19 protein-coding genes, 2 pseudogenes and 1 riboswitch are annotated in these 18,699 nt (G+C 53.4%); of the genes and pseudogenes, 16 read left to right on the forward strand and 5 right to left on the reverse strand.

The features are described 5' to 3' along the window. Positions 1-12 precede the first annotated feature (12 nt). From ACTID9_RS06540 to ACTID9_RS06565, 6 genes and pseudogenes are all read left to right on the forward strand, one after another. Positions 13-1,536, forward strand: a complete 1,524-nt coding sequence (locus tag ACTID9_RS06540) for a cobyric acid synthase (RefSeq protein WP_441070430.1) — start codon at positions 13-15, stop codon at positions 1,534-1,536. Next, a complete protein-coding gene (locus ACTID9_RS06545; RefSeq protein WP_441070431.1) occupies positions 1,533-2,291 on the forward strand; it encodes an energy-coupling factor ABC transporter permease in 759 nt (252 codons plus the stop codon). Before ACTID9_RS06540 ends, ACTID9_RS06545 begins: the two co-directional genes overlap by 4 nt. A 9-nt stretch (positions 2,292-2,300) precedes the next feature. Further along, positions 2,301-2,600 (forward strand): energy-coupling factor ABC transporter substrate-binding protein, encoded by a 300-nt coding sequence (locus ACTID9_RS06550; protein ID WP_441072455.1) that lies wholly within the window; start codon positions 2,301-2,303, stop codon positions 2,598-2,600. Between the two features lie 2 nt (positions 2,601-2,602). Further along, on the forward strand, positions 2,603-3,388 hold the full coding sequence (cbiQ, locus tag ACTID9_RS06555; RefSeq protein ID WP_441072457.1) for a cobalt ECF transporter T component CbiQ: 786 nt from the start codon (positions 2,603-2,605) through the stop codon (positions 3,386-3,388). Continuing rightward, entirely contained in the window at positions 3,385-4,272 is an 888-nt protein-coding gene (locus tag ACTID9_RS06560; protein WP_441070432.1) for an energy-coupling factor ABC transporter ATP-binding protein, read from the forward strand. The genes cbiQ and ACTID9_RS06560 overlap by 4 nt, the downstream gene beginning before the upstream one ends. Before the next feature lie 232 nt (positions 4,273-4,504). Continuing rightward, a pseudogene (locus ACTID9_RS06565) lies at positions 4,505-4,660 on the forward strand (SDR family NAD(P)-dependent oxidoreductase); the annotation flags it as partial. Between the two features lie 348 nt (positions 4,661-5,008). Here the strand turns inward: ACTID9_RS06565 and ACTID9_RS06570 are convergent. Beyond that, positions 5,009-5,356 (reverse strand): hypothetical protein, encoded by a 348-nt coding sequence (locus ACTID9_RS06570; protein WP_441070433.1) that lies wholly within the window; start codon positions 5,354-5,356, stop codon positions 5,009-5,011. Positions 5,357-5,370: 14 nt separating this feature from the next. Beyond that, positions 5,371-5,820, reverse strand: coding sequence for a deaminase domain-containing protein (locus ACTID9_RS06575; RefSeq protein ID WP_441070434.1), 450 nt, complete (start codon positions 5,818-5,820; stop codon positions 5,371-5,373). 362 nt (positions 5,821-6,182) lie between these two features. Here ACTID9_RS06575 and ACTID9_RS06580 point away from each other — a divergent pair. Further along, positions 6,183-6,534: pseudogene (locus ACTID9_RS06580) on the forward strand (formylglycine-generating enzyme family protein); the annotation flags it as partial. 54 nt (positions 6,535-6,588) lie between these two features. Here the strand turns inward: ACTID9_RS06580 and ACTID9_RS06585 are convergent. Then, positions 6,589-7,824, reverse strand: coding sequence for an MFS transporter (locus ACTID9_RS06585; RefSeq protein ID WP_441070435.1), 1,236 nt, complete (start codon positions 7,822-7,824; stop codon positions 6,589-6,591). 119 nt (positions 7,825-7,943) lie between these two features. On the opposite strand from ACTID9_RS06585, the gene ACTID9_RS06590 reads away from it, so the two are divergent. From ACTID9_RS06590 to ACTID9_RS06600, 3 genes are all read left to right on the forward strand, one after another. Next, positions 7,944-8,882 (forward strand): LysR family transcriptional regulator, encoded by a 939-nt coding sequence (locus tag ACTID9_RS06590; protein WP_441070436.1) that lies wholly within the window; start codon positions 7,944-7,946, stop codon positions 8,880-8,882. A gap of 100 nt (positions 8,883-8,982) precedes the next feature. Then, positions 8,983-9,381 carry a DoxX family protein gene (locus ACTID9_RS06595; protein WP_441070437.1) on the forward strand — a complete coding sequence of 133 codons (399 nt, stop codon included), beginning with the start codon at positions 8,983-8,985 and terminating at the stop codon, positions 9,379-9,381. A gap of 280 nt (positions 9,382-9,661) precedes the next feature. Further along, a complete protein-coding gene (locus ACTID9_RS06600) occupies positions 9,662-10,528 on the forward strand; it encodes an alpha/beta hydrolase (protein ID WP_441070438.1) in 867 nt (288 codons plus the stop codon). Positions 10,529-10,616: 88 nt separating this feature from the next. Here the strand turns inward: ACTID9_RS06600 and ACTID9_RS06605 are convergent, their stop codons facing one another. Further along, positions 10,617-11,162 (reverse strand): helix-turn-helix domain-containing protein, encoded by a 546-nt coding sequence (locus ACTID9_RS06605; protein ID WP_441070439.1) that lies wholly within the window; start codon positions 11,160-11,162, stop codon positions 10,617-10,619. 375 nt (positions 11,163-11,537) lie between these two features. Further along, positions 11,538-11,685: riboswitch (FMN riboswitch) on the forward strand. A 139-nt stretch (positions 11,686-11,824) separates the two neighbouring features. Here ACTID9_RS06605 and ribD point away from each other — a divergent pair. From ribD to ACTID9_RS06635, 6 genes are all read left to right on the forward strand, one after another. Then, entirely contained in the window at positions 11,825-12,925 is a 1,101-nt protein-coding gene (gene ribD / locus ACTID9_RS06610; protein ID WP_441070440.1) for a bifunctional diaminohydroxyphosphoribosylaminopyrimidine deaminase/5-amino-6-(5-phosphoribosylamino)uracil reductase RibD, read from the forward strand. Between the two features lie 27 nt (positions 12,926-12,952). Beyond that, on the forward strand, positions 12,953-13,609 hold the full coding sequence (locus ACTID9_RS06615) for a riboflavin synthase (RefSeq protein ID WP_441070441.1): 657 nt from the start codon (positions 12,953-12,955) through the stop codon (positions 13,607-13,609). A gap of 47 nt (positions 13,610-13,656) precedes the next feature. Next, complete coding sequence (locus ACTID9_RS06620) at positions 13,657-14,859, forward strand: bifunctional 3,4-dihydroxy-2-butanone-4-phosphate synthase/GTP cyclohydrolase II (RefSeq protein WP_441070442.1); 1,203 nt, start codon at positions 13,657-13,659, stop codon at positions 14,857-14,859. Between the two features lie 6 nt (positions 14,860-14,865). Then, complete coding sequence (ribH, locus tag ACTID9_RS06625; RefSeq protein ID WP_441070443.1) at positions 14,866-15,333, forward strand: 6,7-dimethyl-8-ribityllumazine synthase; 468 nt, start codon at positions 14,866-14,868, stop codon at positions 15,331-15,333. A gap of 367 nt (positions 15,334-15,700) precedes the next feature. Continuing rightward, complete coding sequence (locus ACTID9_RS06630) at positions 15,701-16,471, forward strand: DODA-type extradiol aromatic ring-opening family dioxygenase (protein ID WP_441070444.1); 771 nt, start codon at positions 15,701-15,703, stop codon at positions 16,469-16,471. Between the two features lie 135 nt (positions 16,472-16,606). Next, complete coding sequence (locus ACTID9_RS06635; RefSeq protein ID WP_441070445.1) at positions 16,607-17,464, forward strand: SDR family oxidoreductase; 858 nt, start codon at positions 16,607-16,609, stop codon at positions 17,462-17,464. Between the two features lie 61 nt (positions 17,465-17,525). On the opposite strand, the gene ACTID9_RS06640 is transcribed toward ACTID9_RS06635, so the two are convergent. Further along, on the reverse strand, positions 17,526-18,698 hold the full coding sequence (locus ACTID9_RS06640; protein WP_441070446.1) for a glycosyltransferase family 4 protein: 1,173 nt from the start codon (positions 18,696-18,698) through the stop codon (positions 17,526-17,528). Between the last annotated feature and the right edge of the window lies 1 nt (position 18,699).

An 18,699-nucleotide genomic window follows, 5' to 3' on the forward strand; every position in this document is an offset into this window, starting at 1 on the left:
GAGGATCCGGCAATGAAAGCTCGCGCCATCATGGTGCAAGGAACGTCATCCGACGCGGGAAAAAGCATGCTGGCAACAGCGCTATGCCGCATTTTTGCCAATCAAGGCTTCAAGGTGGCACCGTTCAAGTCGCAAAACATGGCGCTCAATTCCTATGTCACCAAGTCGGGCGGAGAGATCGGCCGGGCGCAGGGCGTGCAGGCGGAAGCGGCGCGGATTGAGCCGACGACCGATATGAACCCGATTTTGCTCAAACCGAAGCAGGATATGGTGGCGGAGATGATCGTCCATGGCAAGCGTTTTGCCGATCTCGATGCCAGCGACTATCGGGCAAGCTACGTGCGGCAAGCGATGCCGTTTGTTCGTGAATCGTACGAACGGCTGGCAGCCGAGTACGATGTGCTGGTGATCGAGGGAGCGGGCAGCCCTGCGGAGATCAATTTGCGCGACCGGGATATCGCCAACATGCGGATCGCCGAGCTGGCTGATGCGGCGGTCATTTTGGTGGCTGACATCGAGCGCGGCGGCGTGTTTGCGAGCATCATCGGCACGCTGGCGCTTTTGACGGAAGAAGAGCGCAAGCGGATCAAAGGCTTTGTGATCAACAAATTTCGCGGGCGCCGCGAACTCTTGGACGATGGCATCGCTTGGCTGGAGCAGGAGACCGGCATTCCGGTGCTGGCGGTCCTTCCTTATTTCGACGTCGGGATCGATGCGGAGGATTCGCTTGCGCTCGCCTCGCTGCGCTTCAAGCGGCCGCGTTCCGACGAGTTTTCCATCGACATCGCAATTTTGCGTTTGCCGCGCATATCCAACTTTACCGACTTCGACCCGCTGTTCGACGAGCCGGAAGCCGGTGTCCGCTATGTGCGGCACGCAGGCGAGCTGGGCACGCCTGACCTTCTGATCATCCCGGGCACCAAAAACACGCTCGATGATCTCAATTGGTTGCGCGGTGCCGGGTTTGAACAACCGATCCGCTCGCTGCATGCAAAAGGGACGCAAATCATCGGGATATGCGGCGGTTATCAGATGCTGGGTGAACGGCTGTTTGATCCGGATGGCGTGGAAAATGGTCAATCGGAGGCGGCTGGCTTGGGCTTTTTGCCGATCGATACCGTGTTTCAGGCGGAAAAGAAAACGGTGCAGATGACTGGCAGATTGATAGCTGCATGGGAAGATGCAAGCGAACTGAAAGGCTACGAAATCCATCTCGGTATCTCCACCATGACTGGGCCTGCACAACCGTTCCTGCAATTGGCGGATGGCCGTTTGGATGGGGCGGTGTCGGCGGATGGGCAAGTATTCGGCACGTATTTGCACGGCTTGTTCCACAACCGTTCGTTTACACGGGAGCTTTGCAATCGGCTGCGTGTGAAAAAAGGACTCGACCCGCTGGCTGGCAGCGTGCTGACGGAAGCGGACCGGCGGGAGGAAGCGTACGAAGGGCTGGCGCGCCATGTCGCGGAGCATATGGACATGGAGAAGGTGTACCAACTGCTCAATGTCAAAGAAACTGGGGGAGTGAAGGTATGAACAAAAATCGGCTGATGGCAACAGGGCTGCTCGTTGCGGCATTTACGCTGTATTTCACGCTGAACGTACCGGAAACCGGCTACGCCATGCACATCATGGAAGGGTTTTTGCCGGCAGGCTGGGCGATTTTTTGGTGGGTTGTCTTTTTGCCATTTTTCCTGTATGGATTGCGGTCGATCAGCAAGATCGTCAAGGAAAATCCGGAGCTTAAGCTGTTGCTCGGTTTGTCGGGCGCATTCACGTTTGTCCTTTCCGCATTAAAGATGCCGTCGGTGACAGGAAGCAGCTCCCATCCAACCGGAACGGGACTTGGAGCGGTGCTGTTCGGCCCGACCGCCATGACGGTTTTGGGCAGCTTTGTCCTGTTATTCCAGGCGCTTCTCCTGGCGCATGGCGGTTTGACCACGCTCGGAGCAAACGCGGTTTCCATGGCAGTCGTCGGACCGTTTGTGGCGTATGGAATTTTCCGCTTGAACACGCGCTTGGGCGGCGGCGAGCGCTTGGGCATCTTTTTGGCTGCGGCGCTGGCTGACCTGGCTACCTATGTCGTGACCTCGATCCAACTGGCATTGGCGTTCCCAGCAGAAACAGGTGGAGTCATGGCGTCCTTTTTGAAATTCGCTGGTATTTTTGCAGTCACACAAGTGCCGCTGGCGATCAGCGAAGGGCTTCTGACCGTTATCGTCTGGAACTTCCTGAAAGCGTACAATGCGCATGAGTTAAAGCAGCTGAAACTGGTCAAACAGGAGGGATAAGCGATGAAAATGGCAAAAATGAATCTCCTTTTGTTCTTCTTCGTGGTCGCATTGGTTGTGCTTCCGTTGCTTTTTGTCAAAAACTCCGAATTTGGCGGGGCTGACGGCAAGGCGGAAGAGGCCATCCAGGAAATCAATCCGAACTATGAGCCATGGTTCCAGCCGCTGATTGAACCGCCGGGCGGCGAAACAGAAAGCTTGCTGTTTGCCGTGCAAGCCGCGATCGGCGCAGGAATCGTCGGCTATGCGGTCGGGTTGTACCGGGGCCGTTCCCGCAAGCAGGCCGCCGTCGAGGAGAAACGCATGTGAGCATGCAAATTGACACGCTGGCGTATGGCAATCGGCTGAGACACCTGCCACCTGGACAAAAAGTGCTGTTCGCCTGTGTGCTGCTTGTGCTGGTGCTGGCAGGACAACCGCTTGTTCAATGGTCGATCACAGCCTGGATCAGCTTGTGGATCGTGGCCTATGCCAACATCCCGTTTTCGTTTTATGCGAAGATGGTAGCGGTCGCATCCTTGTTTCTCTTTGCGAGCTTGCCAGCCCTTCTGGTCGAAATCACGGCTGCGAGCCATCTTCCCGCGAATTCGCTTTATGCAATCCACGTTTCAGCATGGGCCGTTTATTTGAGCAAGGCCGGTCTGGAAAAAGCCGTCATTCTCTTCTCGCGCTCGATCGCTTCGTTTGCCTGCCTGTCGTTCATCCTGCTGACGGTCCCGTTTGCGGAAATGATGCTGGTACTCAAACGATTGCGCGTCCCGACGCTCATCTGCGAGCTTTTGATGGTCATGTACCGGTTTGTTTTCGTGATTTGGGAAGCGGCGGCACAGCTGTATGTGGGGCAGCAGGCGCGGGGCGGCTACAGCGGCATCCGTGCCGGACTGAAAGATGCTGGCATGCTCGTGCGAATGCTGTTCGTCCGCACCATGCAGCGTTACCGGCAGCTGTCCATCGGGCTTGCGGCGCGCGGGTTTCAGGGAGAGTTGCACGTCCTGTCATTGACGCAGTACGAACGGTCGGTCCGCCATGAAGCGGAGGCCGTGCTGGGAGTCGTATTGCTGGCAGGGATGGAACTATGGATGGGGGGCTATTTATGACAACGACAACGCTGCTGCAAGCGACAGGTCTGCATTATACGTATCCGGGGGCAAAAGAGCCGGCGATCCGCGATTTGACGCTCTCGGTTCCGGCAGGCAAAAAAAGCGTGCTGCTCGGCCGCAACGGCTGTGGCAAATCGACGCTGTTCCTTGCGGCGAACGGCTTATGCCGGCCGGACGCGGGGACGGTTTTTTGGCGGGGAAAACCCGTAGCCTATGACCGACGTTCGCTCCTGGCATTGCGCCGGGACGTGGGACTGGTGTTGCAAGACCCGGAGCAACAGCTGGTCGCCGGGACGGTCGCCGAGGACATATCGTACGGCTTGTGCAATCAAGGGCTGCCGGATTATGAAGTGAAGGAAAAGGTGCAGGCGGCGCTTGAGCGGTTTCAGCTGACCGAGCTTGCGGACCGACCGCTGCATCAGCTGAGCCTTGGGCAAAAAAAACGCGTCTCGCTGGCCGGCGTCATGGTGCTCTCCCCGCAGCTGCTGCTGCTCGACGAGCCGACCGCCTACCTCGACCCGTCACAGACACGGCGCCTGATCGAAGAACTCGAACAAATTCATCAGGCAGGCACCGCCATTTTGATGGCGACGCACGACCTCGAGCTGGCCTGGAGCTGGGCGGACTGGGTATTCGTGATGGAAAACGGACGGCTGGTCATGCAAGGTGAGCCGCATGAGGTGTTGGTCTCGGCGGAAGAGTTGAAGGCGCTGCAGCTCGGGGTGCCGCAGATGGTAGCTCTATGGCAGGCGCTGCCGGATCGATGGAAAGAGCAGATGACGGATTGTGATATTCCACGCAGTATTGATGAATGGCGGGCACAGCTTGCTGTGTTTGATAGCAGAAAGAATGAAGAACCTGGTTATCTCCTGGAGCGATAGGGGAGTGCCGGGTTTTTGTTTTAGCGGAGGGAACCGGTTGACGATATGCAATCGGTTTGCAGTAGAAAATCGAGTCTTGATAAAATGTATTGCACGTAACGATGATGGTTACAACAACAGCAATTCCATAAAGATACAGGCAGCAAGCACCTAACGCGAGCTCTCTTTTTTACACAAGTTGTAACTATTTGTGTTACAACGAGATGCTATGTCAAATTGGGGGGCATGGAAAATGAAAATGTTGGTTACCGGTGCTACAGGAAAACTGGGAATGAAAGTGGAAGAAGCACTCTTGAAATCGATTACGGCGAGTCAATTGGCCGTAAGTGTCCGCAATCCGGAGAAAGAGGAAGGACTGCGCGCTCGCGGGTTTGACGTTCGCCAAGGCGGAGGAAGCTCTCGAACAAATTGTTCGTGGAATTCCTAAAGAGAGGAACCGAGAATCGTAGGCGAGATTCGCAACATGAAGCGTACGCAAGCAAAGGCTGCCGGTCAACTTACGGCAGCCTTTGCTATTCACGGTCAAGCGATCCGGAAAAACCAGCGAAATGATCGTTGAAAAAATGATGTAGACTGATCAATTATAAGGATCAACAGTATCCTTTATAGGAACATAACGTCTAGACTACCGCTGTGGTTCCTCTTCAATTGTCGATACCCATTAGTTGAACCATTTTTTCGTTGCTTGTAATACGGTTCCCCGCGCTATCTGTAACAGTAAAAAATCAATCAGGTATTACCCGATTGTTGCAAAAGTCGATAAGTGATGTTTATCCTCCAAATCGAATTTTTTTACCGCTTCCTTCTTCATTTCCGGTTTATTTGTAATTCCATCAATCGTGCCTTTTTTATGCAACGTTTTAAGTTCATTTAGCACGGTTGTATATTCAAACCCATTTTCTAAACCCATCTCGTAAAGGCATTTGAGTATGGTTACCTTGAACTCAATACTTTTGTCAGCTAAATATTCATATTCGTATCTGACCCTGGAAAGTGCTTGTTTTGCATTAAGACCGCCTTCTTGGAACTCTCCAAAGTCTCTTCGAATAAAAGTAATCAATTGTGGTATTGTAGGATATTTCATGATTAACACTCCTCTCATCCGTAATATACTGAAATTTGAATTCGTGGGAATCTTGCCCGAAACTGATTAATTACACTATGGCAACTATCGCAAGGTTTTCGTTCTGTATATAATACTATAATACCACGGGTTAATCGTTTATAATCGATTCTCCATGCAATATCTTCAAGAATTTTTGCTTCAGTATCAACTTTCCTGTCATATGCTTGATCTCTTGGTTCATTTTTATTGGGGAGACTTAGGGTACGGAATTTCCGTTTTGTTCTTAAATGGGATAACCGTCTAAGAACAGGGTCACCACTTGAACCACTATCATAACCACTGTGAGCATAAAAGTACCGAGGTAAACCAGAGATGTTAACATACGCTATCCCCACGTTTCCCTTATACGACAATGGAACAGGTAACCGCTCCCTTAAATTATCTTTTTTATCCCGCACTATGATATGCTTTCTTACGTTCATTTGTGGCTCCTTAAATAATTATATGTAAAAAATAATACAAATTTTCTAACCATCTGTCACCATTTTTTAACAAATCTCGACATGGAAATGTAACCGGATACTTTGACAATGAAATGCATGTACAGCGAGTCAAGCGCTGACGTGAAGTGCGATAATCTCGCACAAATCAGAAAGCTAACTGAAGCTTCCAATAAACTAAAGCTGATCAGTACGATGGAAAACACGCAATGATTGTAAGCATTTGATATGGAATAAGGTAGGATTTGTAAAAAAACAGCAGGAGGACGATGTATTGGCAAATCCAGTAACGGACAAATTTGACTATCCAATGATAACCATCCCAGCGGGAGAAGTAGATTTACGGCTTCCGCCTTCCCACGAAAGCGGAGTGGCAATATGCCTGCAAAGCAGGGGACCGCTGGCTATCGATACGGAGAGCTGGACAAGATCGGCTGGTATCAGGAAAACTCCGGTGGTCAGATCCATGAAGTAGGGCAAAATTAACCGAATCCGTGGGGGCTGTATGATACGCTCGGGAATGTATGGGAGAGGTGCTGGGATCTTTACGATGAACAAGTGTACGGATCCTACCGCATTTTCCGAGGAGGCAGCTGGGCGGAAGAGGCCAGGGGATGTTGGGCTTCATGCCGCCGCCGCAGCCATCCTACCTTTCGCATCGATGACCTTGGCTTTCGTCTTGCCCAGTCCATATGATCATCCAAGTAGAAAGCCGCTGCCCATCGGGGGAGCGGCCTTTCGACGTTATATCTATCGGTCGATGCCGCAGGTTATCCCAGTTGCTTTGCGGGTCACGGCATACCAGCAGATGCCGAGACAAAGCAGCATGACCGCACTCCCCAGATAGAGCCAGTCCGTCAAAACAAGATACCCCAGCAGCGGTCCGAGTGCGGCGCCTACATCCTGCAGGATCGAATACCGTGTCAAAAACGCTTTTCCACCAGGCATGCCAGTGGAAGTGCGCGTGGCAGCAGCGTCGCACAGCGTGGTCAAGGCAGTCGCAGACAGCTGAACGGCGACGATCAACCCAAGCCACAAAACCGCTGGAAGCGGGACGGGGACGAGTGCGAACAGCGGGGCTGCTGCAAGGAGGATCAGCATGAGGAGCACGTCGCTTTGTTTCAGCCGGTCTGACGTTCTTCCGACAAACGGAGCGAGAAACGGCTCCCATCCCCACCGAATCGCCGAGAGGAAGCCAGCCAAGGTGACGGCGCCGAGCAAGTGCGGGCCAAACCGCAGCCCGTCATGAAAATGGGTATCGACGACATGGCTCAGCGTCGAGGTGAAAATCCCTTGAAACAGCATGGCGATCACGGCGCCGGAACCGAGAATCAGCAAGAGCTGTGGCGAGGCATAGGCGCGGGCAGCCAAGCGTGTGTCGGTATGACCCTGCTGGCCGGGCGTACTGAAAAATGTATGTTTGTCCGACTCGGTTGTGATGCCTGCGGCTGGCAGCAACAGCAGCGAGAGCGCTGCCAGTGCCCCAAATAAAAGCGACGTGGCAGTAAAGCCGCATGCCTGCGCAAGAAGCCCGCCAAAGAGCATCCCTGCCAGGCTGCCGAGCCGGTAAAGGCCGTTGTAGGTGCCCATGTTTTTGCCGTGCTCATCGGGGCGTGAGGCATCCGCGATGGCATACAGGGCACCTAGCCGCAGCATGGACCATGTAAAGCCCCACAGCGCACGCAAAACGAACCATGTCCAAAAGCCGTTGGCATACCCATAGGCGACGGTTGTGCAGGCAGCGAGCGCAACCGCGAAAAGCAATGCCAGCCTGAGCGGGATTTTTTGCAGCAGCCGGCCGACGAAGGGGGCGAGCGGCAAGCGAATCAGACGATTGATCGACAGAAGAATCCCCGCCTCAAACAAGGAATGAAGCCCGGCATCCTGCCAATAGAATGGCAACAGGACATACAGCATGGAATCGCCCATGAGGCAAAACGCCGTGATGACGGCGATGGCTCGAACCGGATTTGGTCGTTCGATCATAGCGGAAAACGCCCCTCTTTTTTCTACGATTTGTTTCTCACTGTACGCTCGTTCGGACGAAAATTAAAATAGAAAGAAATGTGCAATTCATAAATTTTATTGATGAATGGGTGTTGGGGATGAATTTGCATGCGTTACGAATTTTTGCTGAAGTGGGCAAACTGGGAAGCGTGACAAAAGCGGCGGAACAACTGTTGATCAGCCAGCCGGCGATCACGGCGCAATTGCGCAAGCTGGAGCAAGAGACCAGGCTTCGCCTGGTTGAACCGGATGGCCGCGGGATCAAGCTGACTGCCAATGGCGAATTGCTGTATGCGCAAGCGATGCGCTTGTTTGCGCAGGAGCGGGAGATCGAGCAGCTGATCGCGGATTTGCAAGAGGGGGAACAAGGGAGGCTGCGCATCGGCGCGACACTGTTTCCGGCCAACTATTTGGTCCCGGGTTGGGTGGCACGGTTCAAGAAGGAGCATCCGCGTGTAGAGATTGAGATGCATACGGGCAATTCCCGGCTGGTTTTCGACCAGCTGCTGCGCGGAGATGTTGAACTCGCCCTGATGGCGGGCGGATGGGAAGAAGCGGGGATCGAGCGTCGTGTGATCGGTTGGGATGAGCTGTGGTTTATCGTGCCAGCTGACCATGAGCTGGCAGGCAGCTGTACAACGATTGAGCGGCTGATGCGCGAACCGTTTCTGTTCCGCGAGCAGGGAAGCTCTACCCGCAACATGCTGCTGTCGCTTTGCGCGACCCATCGGGTGGAACCTCCGCAGGCAGGGCTGATGTTCCAGGGAATTCATGAAGGACTGCAGGCGGTAATCGCCGGCTACGGGGCCATGCTCGTCCCGTCGCTGGCAGCCCGCGAGCCGATTGCTGCTGGCAAGGCAGCGCGCGTCTGCGTCGAGGGAGTGAGCATGGAACGGCCGATTACGCTCTGTATGAGAAAAGGGGAGCAAGCATCCCCTGCTGCTGCACGATTCATACGTATGCTGGAACAGATTTTGGCGGAAGAAACAAACGGCTCCTTGCAGCTTTCAACCGATGCAAATGTGCAATCCAAATAATTTACAATTGACCGCTTGTCCTCGTGATGCTACGATGTTTTTGTCAAATAGAAAACAATTATTTCTATAAGAAATAAAATGGAGAGGAGATTTTGACAAAATGAACAAGCAGCAAGTAGCAAACACCGTACTGCATGTCGTACTGGGGATTATTTTCTTCGTGCACGGCTTGGCAAAACTGCAGATGGGGCTGGACAACGTGGCAGGATGGTTCGGCAGCATGGGGCTGCCTGGTTTCCTCGGCTACACGGTAGCATTCATTGAATTGCTCGGCGGCGCTGCCTTGATTATCGGATTGGGCGTGCGCTACGTGTCTATCCTGCTCGCGATCGTGATGATCGGCGCGATCTTCAAGGTCAAGCTGGCAAACGGCTTGCTCGGCGGCGACCAAGGACCTGGTTACGAACTCGACCTGGCACTGCTGGCAGCGGTTGTGTATTTCATCATCGCAGGCGTAAAAGGACCGGTAGACCGTTTGTTTGGTAAAAAGCAATCATAATGAAGTTGATTGAAAGCAAAAGAAAGCTCCGGAATGGATGGGGCTTTCTTTTTTTGCTTTTATCAATTATTGAGGAAGCTCAGGGATTTTCGGAAAAAGGCGGAACGGAAGCTTTTACAATGCCTACCACTCCCCGACCCCCAGCAGGCATTGTAACCCGCTTCCGTGGAGCCTTTTTTCGAAAATCCCCGAATTTCCACCATAAAACCTAATTCATAGTTTACAGGTAGGAATAATATAGATTACAATATAAAAAAACAGACCGATACGAGATTCCAAGATGTTGGAGGTAACGATCACGATGGAAAAAACAATCACCATTCCTGCTGGCGAAACGAAACTTGCCGCGATTTATCATACAAACGAAGAAAATGACAAAGGAAAGCGTCCGTTGATTATCATCTGCCATGGCTTTGTGGGCAGCAAAACAGGTGTGAATCGCCTGTTCGTCAAAGCAGCCCGCGAATTTGCCAAAGATGGCTTCAACGTGCTCCGGTTCGACTATGCCGGTTGCGGCGAGAGTGAAGGCGACTATGGAACCGGCGGTTTTGATCATCTGCTGGAGCAGACGCAGCATGTGCTTGATTTCGCATTCGGACTGGAAGGAATCGATCCGAACCGGGTCATCCTGGTCGGACACAGTCTGGGCGGGGCCGTCGCGCTGCTGTCGGCCATTCGCGACACGCGTATCCACAAACTGGTGATGTGGGCCGCAGTCGGACATCCGTTCCAAGACATCGTGCGCATTGTTGGCGAGACGGAGTACAGCAATTCCTTTTACCTGCCGTATATCGACCACGAAGGATTTGCGTTGACCAACCGCTTCTTCCGTTCGCTCGCTGGCTACAAGCCGCTTGAAGAAGTGCAAAACTATACAGGCGACGTGCTGCTGGTTCACGGCACGAATGATGAAGCGATCCCGGCGAAATACAGCTTCCTGTACCACAGCGCGTTCAAGCTACGCAAGCGGGGCAGAAGCGACAAGGAGATTATTTTCGGGGCGGACCATACGTTTTCGTCAATCGACGGCGTCAACCAATTGATTCATCACACGCGCAGATGGCTGGCAGCGGTGCTCAAGCAACAGCAGCCGACAGTGTTTGAACGCGAGCACGAATACCAGACGCCATTGTTCGGCTGCATGTAGGGAAAGCATCCGTGCGAAAAGAAAAAAGGCATGGCACACCACGAACGAATGGGTGCCAATGCCTTTTTCGTTTTGCAAGCAGACGCGTCTATAATGTGCGCTTCCGGTCCTCGGAATAGCTTGCGATCAACAGGACCGCGGGCGTATCGCCGAGATTTTTGACGATGTGCGGGACGCAGGATTGCCAGGAAAACGTATCGCCTTCTTCCAGCACCGCTTCATCCTCGCCTTGTTGTGCCAACACTTTTCCTTTCAGGACAAAGTGGCATTCCTCCCCCGGGTGCACGCTCATATCGTTTTCGCGGGGGTAGCCGACAGGAATTTCGATCAGGCTGAGCCGCAGCCCGCCTTCCGTGCTCAAATGTTCAACCGTAATTCGATCTTTTCCATAGGTGCTGAAGGTCCGCTCATTTTTGCGGACAATATTCATCCGCTCCTCTTTTGCCAGAAGCAAATACGGAAGCGGAACATTGAGAAAGTTAGCGATGCTTTCCAACGTCGCGATCGAAGGAGACGTCTTGTTGTTTTCCACATGACTCATGAAGCCTTTGGACAACCCGGTCCCTTCACACAGCTGTGCGATGGTAATGCCTTTGCGCTTGCGAATCGCGCGAATGGTCGAGCCGATATCCATACGTCTAGCCACCTGTATCTAAATATATTTTTTGTATTGCATGAAATCTTTTTAGAAAGTTGGCAGCTCAGGGATTTTCGAAAAAGGCGGAATGAAAGCTTTGACAATGCCCACCAGGCGGAAGGAAAAAAATGAGAACGCTTTTGCGCCACATCTACTTCATTGAGATACACCCGCCGCGCAGCGTGTGGCTTTGGGGCGCAGTTCTCATTTTTTTGCTTTCGCCGTTCTCCCCGACCCCCAGCAGGCATTGTCACCGCTTTCATGGAGCCTTTTTCGAAAATCCCCGAACCTCCACCAACACCTCCATGGTAGCAAAAACATCAAAAGGTTTCTAGTCCACGCCCAATTATGCTATACTCGTCTCAATCCAATACTAACCTTCAGGGCAGGGTGAAATTCCTGACCGGCGGTGATGGCATGCGAATGCCCGAGCCCGCGACTCCCCGTACGCCTTAGAGCGGGGACTGACTTGGTGAAAATCCAAGGCCGACGGTTACAGTCCGGATGGAAGAAGGTTGCAGAGCGTTTACAAGCAGGGTCTTTTTTTCAAAAAACCTGCGAGTGAACGCTTATTTCCCTATGCCCTGGTTTCTTCTACAAGAAGCTGGGGCATTCTTTTTTTGCAACTGACAGGTTAAGCAGGATGGAAGGGGAGTTACATGCAAGACGAAGTCTTCATGCGCCTGGCGCTGGACATGGCAAAAGGCGCAGCAGGACAAACCAGCCCTAATCCGATGGTGGGCAGCGTTGTAGTGAAAAACGGTGAGATCGTCGGGATGGGCGCCCATTTGAAGGCAGGCGAACCCCATGCAGAGGTTCATGCGCTGCGGATGGCAGGGGAAAAAGCCGCTGGTGCCACGATCTATGTGACGCTGGAGCCGTGCAGCCATCATGGGCGAACACCGCCGTGCGCAGATGCCATCGTGGCGACAGGCATTTCTCGTGCCGTCATCGCCACGCTCGACCCGAACCCGTTGGTGGCAGGACGAGGTGTGAACAAGCTGAAGGAAGCTGGCATCGAGGTGACGGTCGGGGTGCTGGAAAAGGAAGCCTGCACGCTAAACGAGGTGTTCTTCCATTACATCAGCACGGGACGTCCGTTTGTGACCGTCAAAACGGCGATGTCGCTGGATGGCAAAATCGCCGCCAAAACAGGCCACAGCCAATGGATCACGGGGGAGGCGGCACGGCGGGAGGTGCATCAGCTGCGGCATCGGCACGATGCCATACTGGTGGGCATCAATACGGTGATCGCGGATGATCCGGAACTGACGGCCCGCTTGTATGAAACTACGCGCCAACCGGTTCGAGTGATATTGGACAGCACGCTTCGGATGCCGCCAAGCGCGCGGGTCGTAACGGACGGCAAGGCGCCGACATGGGTGTTTACGACAAGGCGCGCTCCACAGGAAAAGGTGGAAGCGATCAAGCGGTTGGGCGCGCAGGTATTCGTGCTTGACGCGCAGGTGATCGAAATCGGCATGCTGCTCGATACGCTCGGGCAAGCAGGCATCACTTCGCTCCTGGTGGAGGGAGGGAGCGGGGTGAACGGCGCCTTTTTTGACGCGCGGGCGATCCAGAAGCTGATCAGCTATCTGGCATGCAAGCTCGTGGGCGGAGCGGCCGCACCTGTTCCGTTTGGCGGCAGCGGGATCGCCTACATGCATGAAGCGGTTTGGCTCGATGACATCGAGGTCCGGCAGGTGGATCGCCACGATTTGCGGATCAGCGGCTATCCACGGTGGGACGTGGAACAATAAACAAGAAGTGCGAGTGAGGTGTGCGGTATGTTTACCGGAATAATCGAGGAAGTGGGCAGCATCGAGCGGGTCGCCGGCGGCTCCCGGGCAAGCACGCTGACGATTCGGGCCCAGACTGTGCTTGCGGACGTTCGCTTGGGCGACAGCATCGCGGTCAATGGCGTCTGCCTGACGGTAACCTCATTTCAAGAGACACGCTTTACGGTGGACGTGATGCCGGAAACGCTCAAACATACCAATTTGGGTGCGCTGGGGACAGGCTCACCGGTTAATCTGGAGCGCGCGCTCGCGGTTGGCAGCAGGCTCGGCGGGCATCTCGTTTCGGGTCATGTGGATGGCACCGGCCGGATTGTCAGCCGTTCGCAAAATGCCAACGCGGTGCTCTTTCGCGTCGAAGCATCCGACGATTTGCTGCGCTACATGATTCCGCGCGGTTCGGTCACGATCGACGGCATCAGCTTGACGATTACCGAGGTGAACGACCAAGATTTTTGCGTATCGATTATTCCGCATACGTTGGAAATGACATGCCTGAGGCAGAAACAGGCAGGCGATGAGGTCAACCTCGAATGCGATCTGATTGGCAAGTATGTCGAGCGGCTGCTGGGCGTGCGCGCCGAAAAGCCCGGGCAGGGCAAAAGCACGGGGCTGACGGCTGAATTTTTGCGTGAACACGGCTTCTGACCCATCGGGAGAGGATCGGCAAAAAGGAGTGGAAAAGGAGGAACAGCATGTTCCATTCGATAGAAGAAGCATTGCAAGATTTGCGCATGGGGAAAGCCATTATCGTCGTGGATGATGAAGACCGCGAGAATGAGGGCGATTTCGTTTGCTTGGCGGAAGCGGCGACGCCTGAAATGATCAACTTCATGGTGACACACGGCAGAGGTTTGGTTTGCGTGCCGATTACGGAAGAGCGCGCGCAAGCCTTGCAGCTGAAAACGATGGTGGACGTGAATACGGACAAGCAGGGAACGGCGTTCACCGTTTCCGTCGACGAAATCACGACGCATACCGGCATTTCCGCACAGGAACGCTCGAAGACTGCGCTCGCGCTGATCGATGAGACGAAAGGGGCGGAAGCTTTTCGCAGGCCGGGCCATATGTTTCCGCTCATCGCGAAAAAAGGCGGCGTCCTGCGCCGTTCCGGCCATACCGAAGCGGCTGTCGATCTGGCTGTGCTGGCGGGGAGCTATCCGGCTGGCGTGATTTGCGAAATCATGAATGAGGACGGAACGATGGCGCGTTTGCCGCAGCTGACCGAAATCGCCAAGCGTTTTGACCTGAAGCTGATTTCGATCGAAGAGCTGATTCGCTACCGAACCGCCAAGGATTGCTTGGTGAAGCGGGAAGCGGAAGCGCAGCTGCCGACGGCTTACGGTGATTTCCGCATCGTCGCGTACTCCAATCTGGTGGATGACAAGGAGCATGTCGCACTGATCAAAGGGGACATTTCCCCCGATGAGCCGGTATTGGTCCGCGTTCATTCCGAATGCCTGACTGGCGATGTGTTCGGCTCGCATCGCTGCGATTGCGGCCCGCAGCTGCATGCTGCGCTCAGACAGATTGAGGAAGCGGGAAAAGGCGTGCTGTTGTACATGCGCCAGGAGGGACGAGGCATCGGCCTGATCAACAAGCTGCGCGCATACAAGCTGCAGGAGGAAGGTCTGGATACGGTGGAAGCGAATGAAAAGCTGGGCTATCCGGCCGATCTGCGCGATTACGGCATCGGCGCGCAAATCCTCAAAGATTTGCAAGCATGCAAAATCCGCTTGCTGACGAACAATCCACGGAAAATACGCGGGATGAGCGGCTACGGTCTGGAAGTGGTGGAGCGCGTCCCGATCCAGATGCCGACGCATCGCCATAACGAAAAATATTTGCAAACCAAACATGACAAACTGGGCCATCTGCTCAGTCTGATAAAGGAGTAATCGACAATGAAAGTGTTTGAGGGACATTTAGTCGGAACCGGCTTGCGCGTCGCGATTGTCGCAGGCCGCTTCAATGAGTTGATTGTAAGCAAGCTTGTAGGCGGGGCGCTCGACGCGCTGAAGCGGCACGGTGTTGCCGATGAAGATGTGTCGCTGGCATGGGTGCCGGGGGCATTCGAAATCCCGCTGATCGCCAGAAAAATGGCGGAATCCGGAAAGTATGATGCGGTTGTGACCCTCGGGGCGGTCATTCGCGGGTCTACGCCTCACTTTGACTACGTCTGCAACGAATGCGCGAAAGGCGTGGCGTCGATTTCGCTGGCAACGGGCGTACCGACGATTTTCGGGGTGCTGACCACAGACAACATCGAGCAAGCGATCGAGCGCGCAGGCACGAAAGCGGGCAACAAAGGCTGGGAGGCGGCAGCTGCGGCGATTGAAATGGCCAATTTGAACAGACAACTCTCTTTGTAAATGGAAAAGCCCTTCCCGGACGCGAACGTTTGAGAAGGGCTTTTTGCCTGGGCCATAACTGTCCAGCCGATTTCCTTACTTGTTGTTGTGGGACCCGTCGCAATTGCCTTGCGCATTTTGGGTCTTTCCACAGGCGCATTGTTTTGCCATGCTTGAACACCTCCTGCACTATTTTATATAGAAACGAAAGTCCCTATCCATTATAAATAGCATTACAATTCGTAAGAGTCAACAATTCGTTTACTTGACTGAGTCGAACAGCTTTGTTACGATCGATTTGTTAATAAAAATATTTGTTTTATATGATAAAACTCTTCAACAGAAGATATTATAGGCACTCCTATCACTCTGAAAAGAAGGTGGAAACATGGTACCATCATTGTTTTTAGCGCATGGTTCGCCCATGCTAGCCATTGAAGATACCGGATACAGCCAATTTCTTGAAAACCTTGGACAGCAAATCAAGCCGAAAGCGATCGTTATTTTTACCGCCCATTGGGAAACGGACGTCCTCACCATTTCGTATACGAATGATGCCTATGATACCATTTATGATTTCGGCGGTTTTCCTGACGAATTGTATCGCATCAAGTATCCTGCAAAAGGCTCGGAACCAGTCGCCGAAATGGTAGAAGCCAGGTTCAAGCAAGCGGGAATCGCAGTCAGAAGAGATACGACGCGCGGTTTGGATCATGGGTCCTGGACGCTGTTGTACCGCATGTATCCAAACGCAGACATTCCCGTTGTCCAAATCTCGGTGAACCCATACCTTGCTGTCCGTGAGCAGATCAAAATCGGTGAAGCGCTCCAAGGCATTGGGAAGGAAGACATTTTGGTCATTGGCAGCGGCGTTACCGTTCATAATTTGCGCATGCTGAAATTTGGCCAACAGCACCCGGACGCGTGGGCCACAGAATTTGACGATTGGTTGATTGCGCACATTCAAAACCATGATGTCGATGCGCTCGCTGATTATGAAACCCAGGCTCCACATGCACGAATGGCGGTACCGCGAGCGGAGCATTTCGTTCCACTCTTTATCGCGATGGGAAGTGGGAACCCGGACACCAAAGCGCAAATCATTCATCGCAGCTATGATTATGGGACGTTAAGCTATCTCAGCTTTGCATTTTCATAAGAAATTGGATTCAGAAGGACCAGTGCCCTTGGCGTTGGCATTGAGCAGGTAGCGTTTTCGCAACGTCTGGTCTAGACGTGAGTCGGTATGCCCATACTGATGAATGAGAATGCGCATGTACAGGGAGACGTATGGATGGAATCTGGTAAAATTCTGGTTACGGGTGTAACAGGCAATGTAGCTGGCGAAATGCCACCCCTTCTTCAAAAAGCGGGCCTGCCATTCATCGCGGCAGCTCGCAACCCCGAAAAAGCGAGGGAACAGCTGGGAGGCTCGATTGAATACATCGCATTTGACTTCGAAGCACCTGAGACGTTCAGGCCCGCTTTGGAGCAATCCGATAAAGTGTTTCTCATCCGTCCACCAGCGATTTCGGATATTCGGAGGCTTGTTCCTTTTCTGACAGCATGCAAACAAGCGAAAGTTCGGCACATTGTTTTTCTTTCCTTGTTGGGGGCAGAAAAAATGCCGTTTGTTCCACATCGGAAAATTGAAGCATGCATTTTGAAAGCAGGAATACCCTACACATTTCTCAGGGCGAGCTTTTTTATGCAAAATTTGAGCACAACCCACCGTGATGAAATCCGTAACGAGAATATGATCTATGTGCCTGCCGGGAACGGTCGCACCAGTTTTATCGATGTGCGCGATATCGCCGAGGTAGCCGTGCGAGCTTTCCATGATCCGCAACATCTGAATCAAGCCTATTCCCTGACCGGATTTGAGGCGTTGACGTACAATCAGGTCGCGGAAATTTTCAGTTCGGTACTCGGAAGAACCATAACCTATGTCTCGCCACCACCTTCCCAATTTCGGGCACGGCTTATTGAGCGGGGTGTGCCGAAAGATATGGCGACAGTCATGGTGGGCATATATGTAACGGCGCGCATCGGCCTGGCAAAAAAAGTGACGCCGGATATTGAACGCATCCTTGGAAGAAAGCCCATTTCCATGCATACGTTTATTGAAGATTATCAGTCATGGTGGAAGTGAAAAGCCTGTTGAGGTGAAATTCAACAGGCTTTTTTGCATGCTTTTTGTGCACAGCGAGGCGCTACCGGAAGGGTTTACGTTGGTTAGGGTTCGGTTTCCGATTCAACAAACGTTGATAGTGCCCGAGCAATGCCTGTACGGTATGGGCCCAACTGTACTTTTCCACCGCTCGCCGGCGGCCGCCAATCGACAGCCGTCCTGCGAGAGACGGCGATGCTTTCACGGCCATCATCTGTTTTGCAAAAGCGGCAGGGCTGGTGAAAGCCGATACCAACAAGCCGCTTTTGCCATGCTCGATGATTTGCGCAATTCCCCCGCGGCGCGAAGCGATTACCGGCAGGCCAGATGCCATCGCCTCGGTATTGACCATGGCAAACCCTTCTCGATATTGCGAGGGACAGACGAACACATCGCCCAAGTGATAAAGCTCGGCGATGCGCGCGGGCCGAATGTAGCCGGTGAATCTAATGGGCACGCCCAATGCTTGTGACAACCGGCGCACGCGGCGGATATAAGGGCTTTGGGCAGCAACGCCGGGCCAGGAAGATCCGATGACGATCAAACGAACATTGGCATAGCGGCGTTTGAGCAGAGCGACGGCATTGATCAGCGTATGCAGTCCTTTGCCATAAACAACTCGACCGACAAACAAAACGTTGTACGTCCCGGAAACGCCCCATCTTGCCCGCAATTGCTGCTTGAACGCTTTGGGGCGGGGACGAAACTTGAACGTGTCCACCCCAAGCCGTGCCGTGCTGAACTTATGCGCGTGGGCAGGAAAGCGCGATTTCAGCACCGCAGTAAGAAAGGAACTGACGGAAGTGATCCCGCTCGTTTGCCGCAAAATCGAAGAGGCCCGTTCCTTTGACAGTTTTGACAGAAAGGTAAGCGAGTGAAGCTGCAGCATGATCGGCGTGTGCGGGAATGCTTTCCGGACATGCGGAACGAACGTAGGGCGATTTTCGATTTGGATCAGGTTGAAGCGGAATCCTTTTACCCGGCGCAATGCTGCCTGAATGAAGGCATATCGCCCCGAAACGGGCAGACGAATAATCGTCAGCCTGCCTCCCTGCAATCGGCTGACGGCTGGCAAGCTTGGATGGGACCGGCTGATCAGGACGACTTGATGATGCTGACTCAATCGTCGCACGATTTCGTAGATGACGGTTTCGACAGAGCCTCCCTTTATAGGAGGGACAGGCAGTTGTTCCGGAGCGATAACTAGGATGCGCATG

Origin of the sequence: Brevibacillus fluminis (assembly GCF_052072235.1) — a bacterium.
In the GTDB taxonomy this organism is placed as follows: domain Bacteria; phylum Bacillota; class Bacilli; order Brevibacillales; family Brevibacillaceae; genus Brevibacillus_D; species Brevibacillus_D fluminis_A.